This window comes from Catonella sp., assembly GCF_057250765.1.
The window spans coordinates 17,983-34,695 of sequence record NZ_DBHIEC010000012.1; the positions used below are offsets into that span (position 1 = coordinate 17,983).

Below are 16,713 nucleotides of genomic sequence, written 5' to 3' on the forward strand. Positions count from 1 at the left end.
AATGGCAGTCGAACAGTTAGATAACCACAGGAGGTTTTTAATAATGAAAAGAGGAAAGAAATATCAGGACGCAGCTAAGCTTGTTGAAAAGACTAAGGCTTACGATACAGAAGAAGCAGTAGAACTTGCAAAGAAGACAGCTGTGGCTAAATTCGATGAAACCATCGAAGCACATATCAGACTCGGTGTAGACGGTCGTCACGCTGATCAGCAGATTCGTGGTGCTGTAGTGCTTCCTCACGGAACAGGTAAGACTGTACGTGTGCTTGTATTCGCAAAGGGTACAAAGCTTGATGAGGCTCAGGCAGCAGGAGCAGATTTTGTTGGTGGCGAAGAACTCATTCCAAAGATTCAGAACGAAGGTTGGTTCGATTTTGATGTAGTTGTAGCTACTCCTGACATGATGGGTGTTGTTGGCCGTCTTGGCCGTGTACTCGGACCTAAGGGACTTATGCCAAACCCTAAAGCAGGAACAGTAACTATGGATGTTACTCAGGCCGTTAACGATATTAAGGCAGGTAAGATTGAATACCGTCTTGATAAGGCCAACATTGTACATGTACCGGTTGGAAAGGCATCTTTTACTAAAGAGCAGCTCGCAGATAATTTCACAGCACTTATGAGCGCTATAATAAAGGCAAAGCCGGCTTCAGCCAAGGGCCAGTATTTAAGAAGTGTAACCATCGCTTCTACAATGGGCCCTGGTATCAAGATAAATACGTCTAAATTGGTAGGCTAATTAGTTAAAAGTTGACATTTAGGCAGTAAGAAGCCCTTATCCTTTACATCGCGCATATATGGCAGCCTGTTTATATACAGGCTGCTTTTGTTAGAGGGGAAGTCCTTATGACTTCCCCTCTAACAAAAGCAGGATTTATAAGCCTGATTTTGCAGTGATTAACAAGGACCGTTATAAAGCTATAATGAAGTGGATTTTACTTTTAATGATATTCGGTAAATACGTAATATAAATAACCTTATCAGAAAAATAGTAACGGAGGCAGACATGGGAATTAAAGAGAGTTTATTTAAAAAACTTGGTGGCGCAAAAGACATGACCGAAGGCAGTCCATCAAAGAGACTTATAGAGTTTTCCATCCCTCTCCTAATCGGGAATTTTGCCCAACAGCTATATAGTACAGTTGATTCTGTTATAGTTGGAAAGTACGTAGGTGATGGGGCATTGGCTGCAATAGGTGCCAGCGGAGCTCTTGTGTTTCTTCTTATGGTGTTGTTCATAGGCATTTCTATGGGAGCCGGTATCCTTGTATCTCAGTACTATGGGGCTAAGGATAGAGAAATGCTCTCAAAGACCATTGGAAATGCCATCATCTTAAATGCCATCATCAGTATCCTCATAATGATTGCAGGAAGTCTCTATATAAGGCCTTTTTTAGAGCTTTTAGGGACACCTCACCAAATACTAGATATGGCAGTAAGCTATACAATGATTAGCTGTCTAGGCATCATGGGTACCAGCTACTATAACATTTTATCAGGCCTTCTAAGGGGAATGGGCGACTCAGTCATGCCGCTTATCTACCTCATAGTATGCACTGTAGTAAACATCATTCTAGATATCATCTTTGTAGGACCACTAGAAATGGGAGTTGCAGGAGCAGCCTATGCCACCATCATTTCACAGATTATATCTGCCATTCTTTGTTATCTGAGAATGCTTAAGATGAAGGATGTGCTTACCCTTGACAGACAGGCCTTTAAGCTAGATGGGACACTGTCAAGACATCTTGTAAAGCTTGGGCTTCCTGTTGGTATTACTCAGGCACTCTTTGCGATAGCCGCAATCTTTGTCCAGAATTTAACCAATACCTTCGGAACAGTATTTATAGCTGCATCTACGGTGGTAATGAGGGTAGACGGCTTTGCTATGCTTCCAAACTTCACCTTTGGTACTGCAATGACAACCTTTGTAGGACAGAATGTCGGAGCAATGAAGATAGACAGAGTTAGAAAAGGCACCAGGGACGGACTTAAAATCGGAGTGACTACCTCTGTTGTTTTAGTAGGGCTGATACTTATATTCGGAAAGTTCCTGATGGGGCTCTTTACCAATACAGAAGAAGTTATCGAAGTGAGTTATGAAATGATGTGTATACTTGGAATAGGCTATATAGGAGTCGCCATCAATCAGATACTTTCAGGAACCATCAGGGGAGCGGGAGATACTATGACTCCTATGTGGGTAGCGCTTGCTACAACAACTGTTATAAGACTTCCAATTGCCTATGGAATGGTTTACCTTACCAAGAGTGCGGCTCTTCCTGCCGGAGAACCAAGGAGCATATATTATTCTCTTGTGATTTCATGGGTGATGGGAGCCGTCATCACAGCCATCATATATAAGATAGGACGCTGGGCAAAGAGAGCCAGAATAGGCGGAAAGATAGTGGATATATCGAATATGTAGAAATTCTGTATTCTAATAAGGCTTGGCAACTCGTAAAGATTTAATGAAAAGCCAAATCAAGAAAGAATTCTGCTTCGCAGGATTCACCGCCTGTGGCGGGTCGCATAAGCGACATCTACATATCCGTCGCAGTGCGATCCCTCGGAGAGATTTTTATTTGACAGGTAATTTCAGAGAAATTTCCTGTCAAATAAAAATAAAAACCGCACCTGGTTGAAGGGTGCGGTTTTTTGGTTGATAGATTTAACGAAATCTTTTGTTTAGGATTGCTCCTTATCAAGAGTATAATTAATAAACGAGTGCATTTCAAGGATTAATGCCTAACTTATAAAAGTTCTAGAAAAATTGCAAATTAATCGTTGTTTTATCTAGAAAAAATGAAAAAGAGCTCTAAATGAGCTCTATAGATAAGTGGCACCGCCACTTTAGAGTGAACCGCCTCAGCTGGAGCCTGCCCCTGCAGTACAGGCATAACAGTGTTTATCAACCAGGATGGTTCTCTTTTTGTAAGGCTTTCCAAGTAGATCAAATATTGTCTTTTCAGGCTGTAAGCAGGGAAGACCAGCGGCAAGATTAAAGTCACAGTCGTATACCTTCCCATCATAGTCTACAGATAGCTGAAAACGGCACATTATAGACTTAGCAGCTTCAGGGTTAAAGGCTTCATACAGCTTCTTAAGGTAGCTCTCAAGATTGTGTGTCCTTGCGAGGAAGGCACCAAAGCGTCCTAAAGGATTGTTATAGAGAGTATACAGGGAATTGAAACTAATACCAAAGTCAGCATCAAGCCTCTCCTTATACTCCTTTTCCATGGCTGTCTGGTCAGGTGGAAAGAAGGCTCCCGCAGGATTGTAGACAAGATTAAGCACAAGTCTCTCATCCCTTCCGTAACCAAGTTCATTGAGACGCCTAAGAACAGTTATAGCTCTTTCAAACGCCATATCTCCCCTTACCCTATTCATCTCTGCAGCGCGGTAATAAGGGAGGGAACAGACTATTTCAACACAGTTTTTGGCAAAAAACTCAGGCAGGTCAGTATATCCCTCCTCCAAAAGTATCACAAGATTAGTGCGGACTATTACTTTTTTAGCAAATTTCGCAGCCTCTTCTACAAGATAGCGAAGATTAGGATTCATTTCAGGAGCACCACCGGTAATATCTATGGTAGATATATTCTGCTCTTTAGCATAGGAAAGGGCAGCATCCATAACCTCCTTTGACATTTCCTCTGTCCTTGCAGGACTGCTTAGAACGTGGCAGTGCTTGCAGGCAAGATTACACCTTCTTCCTATATTCATCTGGAGTACATCCAGTGAATCAGCTGTATGAAGACAGGACCTGTCTACGGTTTCTTTGAAATCAGGTACAGAAGTAATATCTGCAAAACTACGGATAATATCGTCCATTGGTATCTCCTTTAATTGATGCTATATAAAAAGAACTGTCATAACAGGCCTTTGGCTTATTATGACAGAACTATGATTACTTATTAAAGCTAAAACGTCATAAGAGAGCAAACGCATTTAACATCATAACAAAAATGTTCGTAATTTGCAAATCTTATAAGAAAAACCCCAGTGTCTAAGCTCAAAGCATAAATGGTATCCAATTAGAACTCGAGCTTCTCAACGATATTCTTAGCCTGCACACCATGTACAAGGGAAGCACCGCCTCTTATAGCAGCTGCTACATGGATAGCTTCCATAATCTGCTCTTTATTCACACCTTTATTGAGGCAGTCATTGGTGTAAGCGTCTATACAGTATGGACACTGAACTGTATGTGCTACTGCAAGTGCGATAAGAGACTTTTCTCTTGCGGTAAGAGCACCTTCTGCAAATACAGCATTGTAGTACTCGAAGAACTTCTCTCCAGCGTGAGTTGTAGGTGTTTCACCTGCAACTGAGCCAAACTTTGCTAAATCTTCCGGATTGTAATAAGTTTCCATAATAACCTCCTGATAATAATTTGATCGCATCATTTACTAAATATCAAGCCCTCTTAAATATTACAAATAAGAGGTCTATATACTATTGTGAATGATGGATTTTAGTTTTCCATCTCATCCAAGATGTCTAGGGCAGTCCTGACAAAGCGGGGACAGGCTTCGAATAGAATGCCGCTCTCAAATATCTTAGGGACATCCTCAGGCTTTGAAAAGTCATAGCCTAGCAAATCTCGGCAGGTGCAATGGTTATGAGCCTTCTTAAACTTCTCTAAGAACTCAGCCCTTTTTGCAACCAGCTTATCCTTAACTTCTTGCTGATTCGCCCCTGTATTGCCATACTTCATACCAAGCACCAGCATTCCGCCTATGATGGCACCGCAAGTTTCGCCTATGCCAAGCCCTGCACCAAAGGTTGAAGCAACCTTGAGGGCATCTTCCTTTGACATACCAAGTCTGTCTGCCCATTCTCCCATAATAATCTGGGAACAGTCAACTCCGCCCATAAAGGAGTTAACAATCTCTTCTTTGGTTAATTCCATATTCCCTCCTTAAAGATGAGTTTGTAATATTGTATCATAATATTTGAATTAAGTCTGTTACTATAAACAAACACAATAAATAGGCGGATTTATAATGTAAATAAATATATATTAGTATCTTCTTTTAGGATTTTTTGGAAACCAACCTTTTTTAACCCTATCCTCCTGCTCAAAGAGTTCTCTTATACTCCATAGACAGGAAATACCAAAGACTGCAATCAGGGAACTGATGACAGGACTACTTATAAATAATGAGATGAAGAGAGAAGTAATTCCTGTAGCTAAGAACAGAGGCCAGATTTTCTTTGAAAAATAATACTCCCCCTTTACTACAATGACGTGAAAAACTCCAATGAGCAAAAAAGTAGCTACACCGAGAATTAGACCTGAATAATTCATGTTATCCTCCATAAACTAAGTTTACATATATTGATGGCTCGACTTCGCTAGGTGCTTAGATATCACTCGCACTAAACTAACACTTCACCTGACGTCTCGTAATCATTAAGTGCTCAAATTATATCATAATAACCAATAAATTAACAGTATGTTTATTTGGTGATATTTTGTCAAGAGTATTATTATATGGAAAAAGATAACACAGAAAGCGTAGATTAGAATAGAACACATAAAAGACGGAAAAAAGACTTGCATTTAAGTGGTGATGGGTGTATAGTATAGTTGTGGTTACAAAATGCATAGGGACATCAATTTAGTTATTTAATTTGAAACCAACAAATTTAAATGCACACAAGACTTTAGCACTCTTTATAGGAAGCTCCCGAGAGGGGTTATTTAGAAAAATAAAAAAAGTTTCAAAAAGGTGTTAAGTTTTTTATCTCCCGTTCCGATATAGTATGTGTAAGTCAAAAAAACTATAAACTACGTTATACGGATTATCTTAGCGTACATAGGATATGATGTTAACCAGCCAGGGATGGCGACTAGGGAGACTGTCTTAGCGTACATAGGATGAGGTCCCGACAATAATAAGGAGGTTATTAGAATTATGAATTTCAAGAAAACAATCGCAAAGTCACTCGTTGTAGCAATGGCATTAGGTATGGTGCCTGTAGCTAACTTACAGACAGCTAAGGCTGCTCCTGCAATTACTTTCAAGGGTGCTGAAGGAATTGCAACTGTTGCAGGTGCTAAGTTCTGGGGCATAGCTAAGGAAGACAAAAAGGGTGGCAAGGATAGTGTAACAATCGATACAGCTAAATACAAGATAACAAATGTGCAGGATATATCTGATATGATAGATGTATATGCCGCACTTAAGGGTAAAGCTGGAATCATCGCTGTTGGTGATACTCCAACTCCTGATAGTACTTGGAAGGTATTAAAGCTTGAAGCTGCTGATACCACTTTCAAGGCTCAGTTCGTAGCTAGTACAAGCGCAGTAAAGGGAACAAAGCCTACTCACGCTTTAGGTGGAGATTTCGGTTATCTTTTTGCTACTAAAGGTAAAAAGGGTGAGACAGAAGTAGATTTAAAGGCTGATGCTGAAAAAGTTGAAGTTAAGCTTAATGATGGCAGCTGGCAGACATTCCAGGCTTTCCTTGGTGGAACAGCTCCTACCGATGATCTTGTTAATAAGAGACTTAGAGCTCTTGGACAGAGCGGATCAACTCTTTCATTCAGAATTAAGGGAACAGATACAGCTTGGGCTAGTAAAGAGTCTAAGTTAAAGATTGCTACACAGGGCAATGCTCCTGCTGCAAAGGTAGATGTAACCAAAGAGACTACAAGTGTTAAAAACGGTGTAGAATGGCAGTTAGTTGATGCTGGCGCTGCTGCAGTTCCTGCAAACTGGAAATTATCTACAAGTAAGAAGGGACTTACTCTTTCAGAGCTTACTGGTTTAGTTGACACTAAGGATCAGGATTTACTTGTAAGAACAGGTGCTAATGCTAAGAAGATTGCTTCTAAGGTTGGTAGAGTATCACTTAAGAAGCCTGCTGAGAAATTGAATGTTGGTACTGCATTTACCGGTACAGGAGCAGCTATTAACGTTGATGGAAAGACTGGTGTTATCGTTAGCTCAACTCTTGCTTATGACATCACAAAGGGTCTTTTACTTCAGAACGTAAGCAGCAAGGATATTGAGTATGCTTTAGTTCCTTCAACAGGTGACACATCTAAGTTTAAGTGGAGCGTACTTAAGGCTTCTAAGGATCCTGTAAAGAAACCTACCAAGGCTAACCTTAAGTATTCAAAGGATGAGAAGGCTAATACCTGGACAGAAGGAAAGACTAAGCTTTTCTTAAGACTTTCAGGTACAAAGCAGGATAAGAATGGTGTTGCAACCAGATCTGGCGTATCTGCAGGTGCTATCATCAATATTGCTAACATTGCTCAGAACGTAACATTCGAAGGCGCAACTGTAGCTGGTGACGCTGCAAAGGCTGCAGTTACAGCAGCTAGTGGTTCAACTACAGCAGCTATTCAGATTGCTACAGGAACTGCTGCAACCTTCACTATCAATGCTAAGGTTGATAAGGTTGTAAATCCTAAGGGTGGTTCACCAAAGGTTAAAGTTGTTAAGGCTTTACCAAAGGGCGTTACTTACAAAGTAGGTAAGGTTGACGGAGCTACAGGTAAGTTCACAATCACTGTAAACGTATCTAACAAGGCATTTACAGGCGCTGAGATAAATGCAGATGCTGAGTATGGTCTTACATACGAAGGCGCTAACAGCGGATTCAAGATTACCTTCGCTAAGAAGAACTAATTTGATTCCCAATCAAAAAACTAAATTATAATAATTTGCCCCAACCGGAGTTTCCGGTTGGGGTTTTTTTAGACCTTTTATAAATCCTAAAAGCATGATATACTATAAATGACTATTCCGAGGTTCGCTAAGAATCAACATATGAACAACAAAGACAAAGCAGAAAAACTGCTAGAGGACTACAATGATGTATTTGCAGATATTGTAAATACCCTGCTTTTTGACGGAGTCAGTGTGATTAAGGAGGACTCGCTTGAAGAGAGTAAGGTTAATTCCATTTACAAAGCAGAGGACTCTAAGCTTCACGAGCAGGAGAGAGACATAAGTAAGTATTGGAAAGATGGGGGCTTAAATCTCCTAATAATCGGAATTGAAAATCAGACCAGAGTAGACAGACTTATGCCTGCAAGGATAATTGGATATGATGGAGCTTCCTACAGAAGTCAGTTGCTTAAAACTGATGATAAGGGTAATAAGACGAGGATTGCGCCAGTGGTTACGATAGTTCTATACTTTGGCACAACCAGGTGGAATCAACCTAAGTCTCTAAAGGGTATAGTGGACATTCCTAAAGGACTTGAAGACTATGTAAATGACTATAAAATCAATGTTTTTGAAATTGCTTTTTTATCAGAAGAAAAGGTAAGACAGTTTAAGAGTGATTTCGGGCTGGTTGCTAAGTATTTTACCAACATTAGAAAAGATCCATACTATTTGCCGGAGAATGAAAATGAGATAAAGCATGTAGATGCTGTGCTGAAGTTCCTTTCCATAATGTCTGGAAGTGAGGATATTATAGAAAAAATTACAACCAAAAATGGAAGTGAGGTGAAAACTATGACGGGAGGACCACTTAGCCAGTTGTACTATAAGGGTGTAAGAGAAGGCAGAGAAGAAGGCAGAGAAGAAGGCAGAGAAGAAGGTATGGAACAAGGTGTCAACGAGACTCTGCTAAAGGTCTACATTAACTGCCGTAAAAAAGGTATGTCTATTGAAGAGAGCGAAGACATAGTTCACTTTGCAGACAGAGAAAGCCTTGACAAGGCAGAAGAGGAATTTCAAAGGATGAATTCTGAAAATTAAATAAGTAAAGAGGAATTTATAAGGGGCTGTCACAATAGGGATGAAACCATACTGCAAATTATGTTTGTAATTGGTTCAATCCTTTGTAGCAGCCCCTTTATGTTAATTTTTATACCATCTTTCATCCAGCTTCCTATCTGCAAAATGATTTATCATTTCTTCTGTAAGGCTCACGCCTTCATGCATCTGCACTATATCCTCAGGATAGAACCAGGTACCCTCTTTAAGCTCTTCAGTCTCAAGTACAACCTCGTCACTTCCATCAACTTCTGCGAAAAATCCCGCAAGTAATGAAGAAGAGGCCGACCAGGGCTGGCTTTTGTAAAAGGTTATATTCTTAAGTCTAAGACCAACCTCTTCGTATGCTTCCCTTACAGCACTTTCTTCAAGGGTTTCCCCTATTTCCGTAAAGCCTGCTACCAGAGCGTAGCGGTCATATCCCTTGTTGGCATACTTTGTAAGTAAAATCCTGCCCTTATGAATGATGCCTACTATTACTCCGGGGCAGATTTTAGGGTATATCATATTGCCACAAGCGGGGCACTTAAGCATTCTCTCCTTGTTATCGTGTATAGTAAGTGCGCCACACCTGCCACAATGTCTGTTATCTCTGTACCAGCTATATAGCTGCCAGGCTGTTATGACAGCAAAGGAGGTAGAAAGGGGTATAAGGGAGCGAAACTTAGAGGCAGGTATATAGTAAAGTCCATCTGTACTATAATCACCTGACTCACTATTACCGGAATTCTCCCTATCTTTGATACTTGAATAAGCCAGACCTGTTCCTTTAAGAAATGAAGCATCGACAAGAAGGAAAAACTCACGGTTCTCGCCATCAATATCCATCTTAAAAAGATATATTAGCTTATTCTCTGCGACGCTAAGAGTCTCCCTGATTTCCTTAAAGGTAAGAAGCTTCCAAACCACCTCTTCACTTCCTGCCTTGCCGGGGATAGCACTTTCAAGGCTTGCAACGTTTCCTTCGGCGTGGCAAAGAAGTTCATTATTATGAAAATGCAGTATAAAACTATTGTCAGAAGGTTTAGTCTCTGCCTTGTAACTGTTGTCATAGCTATTATTTAAGTAATCCTGTATCATATTCATCCTCTTTCAAGAGTGTCTAATACTTTTGACACCCACATCATATATTGTAGCACTAAAACAAAGAGATACAAGTGCCATAAGTATTTAAATTTTCTACATACATACTTGAAGAGATAATTCTTAATCTAATTAAAATATATCAATAAAATAGTTAAAATATTACCTTGTCGATTAAGACGAAAATATGTTATATTAAAATATATCAATAAGATTGAGCTGAATAGTTTGTGATTAAAGCCACCTTTTTATGAATACAAGTGAAGTTACAGACTATCTAATAAATAAATTGTACATATGGAGAGAATATGAAAAACTACAATAAGTATCAAAGAAACTATTTTATGCCTAAACATCCTACCTATGACTGGGTGAAGAAGGAGCACATAGAAAAACCGCCTATTTGGTGCTCGGTTGACCTAAGAGATGGCAACCAGGCTCTCATTGAGCCTATGGATCTTGAAGAAAAACTGAAGTTTTTCAAGCTTTTGGTGGATATCGGCTTTAAGGAGATAGAGGTTGGTTTTCCTGCGGCTTCTGAGACAGAGTATAATTTCTTGCGTACACTTATAGAAAGAAACCTGATTCCTGAAGATGTTACGGTTCAGGTGCTTACACAGGCGAGGGAGCACATTATCAAAAAGACCTTTGAAGCAGTAAAGGGTGCGCCACACGCAGTTATCCATGTGTACAATTCTACCTCTGTAGCACAGAGGGAGCAGGTATTTGCCAAGGATAAAGAAGAGGTTAAGCAGATAGCTATCAAAGGAGCTAAGTTACTTAAAAAGCTCGCGGCTGAGACTGAAGGGAATTTTTCCTTTGAATATTCTCCTGAGAGCTTCACCGGTACTGAGGTGGAATATGCCCTTGAGGTGGTAAATGCAGTTATAGATGTGTGGGAGCCTGATAAGAACAATAAGGTGATTATCAATATCCCTGCTACAGTTGAGCTCTCACTTCCTCATGTATTTGCTACACAGGTAGAGTATATGCACAAAAACATGAACCGCAGAGATGGAGTGATATTAAGCCTGCATCCGCATAATGATAGGGGAACAGGGGTGGCTATAGCAGAGCTTGGCATACTTGCAGGGGCGGATAGAATAGAGGGAACTCTTTTTGGCAATGGAGAACGTACCGGTAATGTGGATATCATCACTCTTGCGATGAATATGTATTCACATGGAGTAGATCCGGGACTTGATTTTTCAAGGTTAAATGACATCAAAGAGGAATATGAGAAACTTACAAGAATGCAGGTCTCTCCAAGGCATCCTTATGCGGGAGAACTCGTATTTACAGCATTTTCAGGCTCACATCAGGATGCTATATCTAAAGGATTCACTTATAGAGAAAAACACAAAAAAGGTAAGTGGACAGTTCCATATCTTCCTATTGATCCTAAGGATATAAATAGGAGCTATGATGCAGATGTTATCCGCATCAACAGTCAGTCTGGTAAGGGTGGAGTCAGCTATATATTAAAGACGAATTACGGAATAGAAGTACCTAAGAATATGCAGGAGGAGCTTGGCTATACCGTTAAGTCGGTATCTGACCACGAACATGCCGAGCTTTCTGCTGATAGAATTTATAGCATATTCTATAACAAATATGTGAATAACCACGAAGTATTTAGTATAACTGATGCCGAGTTTGTTCAGGGAGGTGGATTCCTTGCAACCATTAATATAAGCCATGGTGGAAGGGAGCATGTGGTAAAGGCGAACGGCAATGGCCGACTCGATGCAGTGGCCAATGCCTTAAGACAGTATTTTGGCATAGAGTATGAGCTTACAGATTATGAAGAACACGCGCTTACAGGTAGTTCCGCATCTAAGGCGGTGACCTTTGTGGGAATAGTCTGTGGTGATAAAAAGTATTGGGGAGTCGGTATAGACGAAGATATAATTAAAGCTTCAATAGACGCACTTGTATCCGCACTTAACCAGTCTGAACAGCTAAAATACGTGGAGGAGAGGGAAGAGAGATTAACGGATATCCTCAACATTATTCAAGAAAATTATAAGGAGGTTACACTTGACTATATAGCAAAGAAGACCTTCCTTTCAAAACCTTATCTCTCAAAATATATAAGGATAAAGGCGGGTATACCTTTTGGAGATATTGTACGCATTACCAGGCTTAAGAAAGCAAAGGCATTCTTACTGGGAGGCAATATGAAGATTGAAACAATCTCAGAGGCAATCGGATACCCTAATGTGGAGCATTTTATAAGGCTGTTTAAGAGGGAGTATGGAAAGACGCCTGCCCAGTTTAGAAATGAAGCAAATAAAAAATAAAACAGCAAACAAATTCAAAAACTGCCCTTAGAAGACCTTTTTGGTATTCTAGGGGCAGTTTTACATGAAAACACCTTCTGGAAATCTAACACAATTATTGCTGTTTTTGCATAGAGTTAAGGCTTAATTATCGCGTGAGGAAAGACAGTGCACCAAGGCTTACCACCATCATGATTATGCCTGCAAGAAGTACTCCGGCAAGTACGGCTATAGTTCCCTTTTTAATGTTTATACCTAAGAGGCTGGCCGCAAGACTGCCTGTCCACGCACCTGTACCCGGTATCGGGATACCCACAAAGAGTGTGAGGGCAATAAAAAGTCCAAAGCCTGCTTTATTTTCAAGCTTCGCCCCTGCTCTATAGCCTTTTTCAAGGAAGAAATGGCAGATTTTGCCTATGTATGCCTTATCCTTTCCCCAATGTAAGAACTTGCTTGCAAAGAGGAAGATGAAAGGAATAGGAACCATATTCCCAAGTATGGAAATGATGTAGGCAGTTAAGGGCGGGACTCCGATTGCAGTTGCAAAGGGTATAGCTCCTCTTAGCTCGATTATAGGAAGCATTGATATAAAAAATACCTGTAAATATTTAATAAGCATGGCCACTCACTTTCTTTTTTATAATGTTTTTTGATTATAACATCTAATGATATTAGTGTCAAAAGAATAAAAAGTAAGGTTTGCCTACCGGAGAAGTTATTATCTTTATAAAAATCTCCTCTTTAAAAAGGGAAAATAAGATAGAAGATGTCGATAATGATAGCTATTATCAAAATTATCCAATAATTATTGAGAAATTACATCAATTAACACAAATTGCACAATAAAAATACATGATTTGGCTTTACATAATTAAACTTAAATAGTAGAATTAAGGATATGTAATAAAGCTTGAAACAAATACTTCGTTATTACGGATTGTTTTTGTTGTCATCAATAATATTTATTATTTAAGGAGGCTACTATGGCTAGATCAATGAAAACTATGGATGGAAATACCGCAGCCGCTCACGTATCCTATGCGTTTACTGATGTGGCAGCTATCTATCCTATCACACCTTCTTCACCTATGGCAGACTACACCGACCAGTGGGCTACCCAGGGAAGAAAGAATATCTTCGGACACGAAGTAATCATGTCTGAGATGCAGTCTGAAGGCGGTGCTGCAGGTGCTGTGCATGGTTCTTTACAGGCAGGTGCATTAACCACAACCTATACAGCTTCTCAGGGACTTTTACTTATGCTCCCTAATATGTACAAGATTGCAGGTGAGTTACTTCCTGCAGTATTCCACGTTTCAGCCCGTGCGCTTGCAAGCCACGCACTTTCTATATTTGGTGATCATTCAGACGTTTACGCCTGTCGTCAGTCAGGCTTTGCAATGCTTTGTTCAAACAGTGTACAGGAAGTTATGGACCTTGGTGCAGTAGCACATCTTAGTACTATCGAGAGCCGTGTTCCTTTCCTTCACTTCTTCGATGGTTTCAGAACCTCACACGAGATTCAGAAGATTGAAACCTGGGATTATGATGACCTTAAGGATATGTGCAATATGGATGCAGTTGCTGCATTTAGAAATAAGTCACTCAATCCTAACCGTCCTCAGCAGAGAGGTACAGCTCAGAACCCTGATATCTTCTTCCAGGCAAGAGAGGCTTCTAACCGTTTCTATGATGTAGTACCTGAAGTTGTTCAGAACTACATGGATAAGGTTAATGCTAAGATTGGTACTAACTACAAGCTTTTCAACTACTATGGCGCAGAAGATGCAGACAGAGTAATCATAGCTATGGGTTCTGTTTGTGAGACTATAGACGAGACTATCGATTATATGAACGCTAACGGACACAAGGTTGGTGTTGTTAAGGTACGCCTTTACAGACCATTCTCAGCTAAGCACCTTATCGCTGCTATTCCTGAGACAGTTAAGCACATCATCGTTCTTGACCGTACAAAAGAGCCTGGTTCTCTTGGTGAGCCACTTTACCTTGATGTTGTGGCATCTCTTCGTGGAACTAAGTTTGAGTCCTGCCTTGTTACCACAGGCCGTTACGGTCTTGGTTCAAAGGATACAACTCCTGCTCAGATTATTGCAGCTTACAACAATACTGAAAAGCCAAGATTTACCATAGGTATTAAGGATGATGTAACCAACCTCTCACTTGAGATTACCGAGAATCCATCTACTGCTCCTGAGGGTACAACCTCCTGTAAGTTCTGGGGACTTGGTGCAGACGGTACTGTTGGTGCTAATAAGAACTCAGTTAAGATTATCGGTGACCACACAGATAAATATGCTCAGGCTTACTTTGACTATGATTCAAAGAAGTCAGGCGGTGTAACCATTTCTCACCTTCGTTTCGGTGATAAGAAGATTAACTCTACCTACCTTATCAACAAGGCAGACTTCGTTGCCTGTCATAACCCTTCATACGTGCGTAAGTACGATATGGTTCAGGATATTAAGGATGGCGGAACCTTCCTTCTTAACTGCCCTTGGGATGTAAATGAGCTTTCAGAGCGTCTTCCGGGACAGGCTAAGAAGTACATCGCTGATCATAACATTAAGCTGTATACAATTGACGGTATCAAGATTGGTAAAGAAATCGGTCTTGGTGGACGTATCAATACAGTGCTTCAGGCAGCTTTCTTTAAGCTTGCTAACATCATTCCTATCGAGGACGCTGTTGAGTATATGAAGGCAGCGGCAAAGGCTTCTTACCAGAAGAAGGGTGACGATGTAGTACAGATGAACTACAACGCTATCGATGCCGGTGTTGCAGGCGTAGTTGAGGTTAAGGTTCCTGAGGACTGGAAGAATGCGGTAGCCGAGGATATCTCAGAGAAGGCTGATGCAGGTCTTGAGAACGTTGTTCACTATGTAAATACAATTCAGAATAAGGTAAATGCACAGGCAGGTAACACACTCCCTGTATCTGCATTCGTAGAGTATGCTGATGGTACTACACCTTTAGGCTCAGCTGCTTATGAAAAGAGAGGTATAGCAGTAGAAGTTCCTGTATGGAACAAGGATACCTGTCTACAGTGTAACCTCTGTTCTTATGTATGTCCTCACGCAGCAATACGTCCTGCTGTAATGGACGAGGAAGAGGCAGCAAAGGCTCCTGAATCTATGAAGATGGTAGACATGAAGGGTATGCCTGGCAAGAAGTTTGCAGTTACCGTTTCCGTACTTGACTGTACAGGCTGCGGTTCTTGTGTAAATGTCTGCCCAGAGGTTAAGGGAAATAAGACACTTTCACTTTCAGCTCTTGATACACAGCTTGTAGAGCAGAAGAGCTTTGACTATGGCAGGACTCTTGAGCTCCATGAAGATGTACTTGAGAAATTCAATGCAGTTACACCAAAGGGAAGTCAGTTCAGACAGCCTTACCTTGAGTTCTCAGGTGCTTGTGCAGGCTGTGGCGAGACTCCTTACGCTAAACTCATTACACAGATGTTCGGTGACAGAATGTTAATCGCCAATGCAACAGGTTGTTCATCAATCTGGGGCGGTTCTTCACCAGCTAACCCATATACAGTTGACAAGAGAGGCAGAGGTCCTGCTTGGGCTAACTCACTTTTTGAGGACAATGCTGAATATGGCTATGGTATGGCACTTGGCTCAGAGGCTCTTAGAATGAGAGTTATCGAAAATGCTGAGAGACTTATGGACAAGGTAGACGGAGATACCAAGGAATTAATCCAGAAATACCTTGATACACAGCATAACTCAGGCGAGAACAGTGTTGCAGCAAGAAGAATGATTCAGGCTCTTACAGCTTGTAACGTAGAAGCAGAAGAGAAGGATTATATCTTAGACAATGCTGATTATGCAGGCAAGAAGAGCCAGTGGATCTTCGGTGGAGACGGCTGGGCTTATGATATCGGTTACGGCGGTCTTGACCACGTACTCGCATCAAACAGAGATGTCAACGTATTCGTATTCGATACTGAGGTTTACTCAAATACAGGCGGACAGGCTTCTAAAGCTACTCCTACAGGTGCTGTTGCACAGTTTGCAGCAGGTGGTAAGGAAGTAAGAAAGAAGAACCTCGCTGAAATAGCTATGGGCTATGGTTACATCTATGTAGCAATGGTAGCCATGGGAGCTGATTACAACCAGTGTGTAAAGGCTATTGCAGAGGCTGAGGCATATCCTGGTCCATCACTCATCATCGGCTATGCTCCTTGTATCAGCCACGGTATCAAGGGCGGTATGAGAGTTTCTATGACACAGGAGAAGAGAGCCGTTCAGTCAGGTTACTGGAGCCTCTTCCGTTATAATCCACTTCTTGCAGAGGAAGGCAAGAACCCATTCACAATGGATTCAAAAGAGCCTACATTGAGCTATAGAGAGTTCATTGAGACAGAGGTTCGTTATAACAGACTTCTTAGAAGCAATCCTGAGAAGGCTGAAGAGTTATTCAAGCGTTCTGAGAAAGAAGCTAAGTTCAGACTTGAGACCTTCAAGAGAAGAACTACTTGGAATGTAGAGGAATAATCTCAAATAATACATAAATAAGTCTGTCTTTGACAGTTACGGCGTAAGCTCTTCAATATGAGGGGCTTACGCTTA

The 16,713-nt window shown here is 40.8% G+C and carries 12 protein-coding genes; 6 read left to right on the forward strand and 6 right to left on the reverse strand.

The features are described 5' to 3' along the window. Positions 1-43: 43 nt before the first annotated feature. Both rplA and ACO6HM_RS07550 read left to right on the forward strand, forming a co-directional pair. Positions 44-739: a 50S ribosomal protein L1 gene (gene rplA, locus ACO6HM_RS07545; protein ID WP_208428015.1), complete on the forward strand. Its 696-nt coding sequence runs from the start codon at positions 44-46 to the stop codon at positions 737-739. 267 nt (positions 740-1,006) lie between these two features. Next, positions 1,007-2,428, forward strand: a complete 1,422-nt coding sequence (locus ACO6HM_RS07550) for an MATE family efflux transporter (RefSeq protein ID WP_485390475.1) — start codon at positions 1,007-1,009, stop codon at positions 2,426-2,428. A 440-nt stretch (positions 2,429-2,868) separates the two neighbouring features. Here ACO6HM_RS07550 and arsS read toward each other — a convergent pair whose 3' ends face one another. From arsS to ACO6HM_RS07570, 4 genes are all read right to left on the reverse strand, one after another. Beyond that, positions 2,869-3,834 carry an arsenosugar biosynthesis radical SAM (seleno)protein ArsS gene (gene arsS / locus ACO6HM_RS07555; RefSeq protein WP_485390476.1) on the reverse strand — a complete coding sequence of 322 codons (966 nt, stop codon included), beginning with the start codon at positions 3,832-3,834 and terminating at the stop codon, positions 2,869-2,871. A gap of 203 nt (positions 3,835-4,037) precedes the next feature. After that, positions 4,038-4,376 carry an arsenosugar biosynthesis-associated peroxidase-like protein gene (locus ACO6HM_RS07560; protein ID WP_208428019.1) on the reverse strand — a complete coding sequence of 113 codons (339 nt, stop codon included), beginning with the start codon at positions 4,374-4,376 and terminating at the stop codon, positions 4,038-4,040. Between the two features lie 101 nt (positions 4,377-4,477). Beyond that, a complete protein-coding gene (locus ACO6HM_RS07565; protein ID WP_485390477.1) occupies positions 4,478-4,915 on the reverse strand; it encodes a C-GCAxxG-C-C family protein in 438 nt (145 codons plus the stop codon). Between the two features lie 111 nt (positions 4,916-5,026). Beyond that, positions 5,027-5,314 carry a DUF4491 family protein gene (locus ACO6HM_RS07570; RefSeq protein ID WP_485390478.1) on the reverse strand — a complete coding sequence of 96 codons (288 nt, stop codon included), beginning with the start codon at positions 5,312-5,314 and terminating at the stop codon, positions 5,027-5,029. 610 nt (positions 5,315-5,924) lie between these two features. Between ACO6HM_RS07570 and ACO6HM_RS07575 the strand changes: the two genes are divergently transcribed. Together ACO6HM_RS07575 and ACO6HM_RS07580 are read left to right on the forward strand one after the other, a co-directional pair. Then, the gene (locus ACO6HM_RS07575; protein ID WP_485390479.1) at positions 5,925-7,649 is read left to right on the forward strand and encodes a hypothetical protein; all 1,725 of its coding nucleotides are present in this window, start codon (positions 5,925-5,927) and stop codon (positions 7,647-7,649) included. Positions 7,650-7,790: 141 nt separating this feature from the next. Further along, a complete protein-coding gene (locus tag ACO6HM_RS07580) occupies positions 7,791-8,732 on the forward strand; it encodes an Rpn family recombination-promoting nuclease/putative transposase (protein ID WP_485390480.1) in 942 nt (313 codons plus the stop codon). 102 nt (positions 8,733-8,834) lie between these two features. Here ACO6HM_RS07580 and ACO6HM_RS07585 read toward each other — a convergent pair whose 3' ends face one another. Then, a complete protein-coding gene (locus ACO6HM_RS07585) occupies positions 8,835-9,830 on the reverse strand; it encodes an NAD(+) diphosphatase (protein ID WP_485390481.1) in 996 nt (331 codons plus the stop codon). A 311-nt stretch (positions 9,831-10,141) separates the two neighbouring features. On the opposite strand from ACO6HM_RS07585, the gene ACO6HM_RS07590 reads away from it, so the two are divergent. Continuing rightward, positions 10,142-12,136 carry a 2-isopropylmalate synthase gene (locus tag ACO6HM_RS07590; protein WP_485390482.1) on the forward strand — a complete coding sequence of 665 codons (1,995 nt, stop codon included), beginning with the start codon at positions 10,142-10,144 and terminating at the stop codon, positions 12,134-12,136. 127 nt (positions 12,137-12,263) lie between these two features. Here ACO6HM_RS07590 and ACO6HM_RS07595 read toward each other — a convergent pair whose 3' ends face one another. Next, a complete protein-coding gene (locus ACO6HM_RS07595; RefSeq protein ID WP_485390483.1) occupies positions 12,264-12,734 on the reverse strand; it encodes a COG2426 family protein in 471 nt (156 codons plus the stop codon). A 364-nt stretch (positions 12,735-13,098) separates the two neighbouring features. Between ACO6HM_RS07595 and nifJ the strand changes: the two genes are divergently transcribed. After that, entirely contained in the window at positions 13,099-16,638 is a 3,540-nt protein-coding gene (nifJ, locus tag ACO6HM_RS07600; RefSeq protein WP_485390484.1) for a pyruvate:ferredoxin (flavodoxin) oxidoreductase, read from the forward strand. Positions 16,639-16,713: the final 75 nt, after the last annotated feature.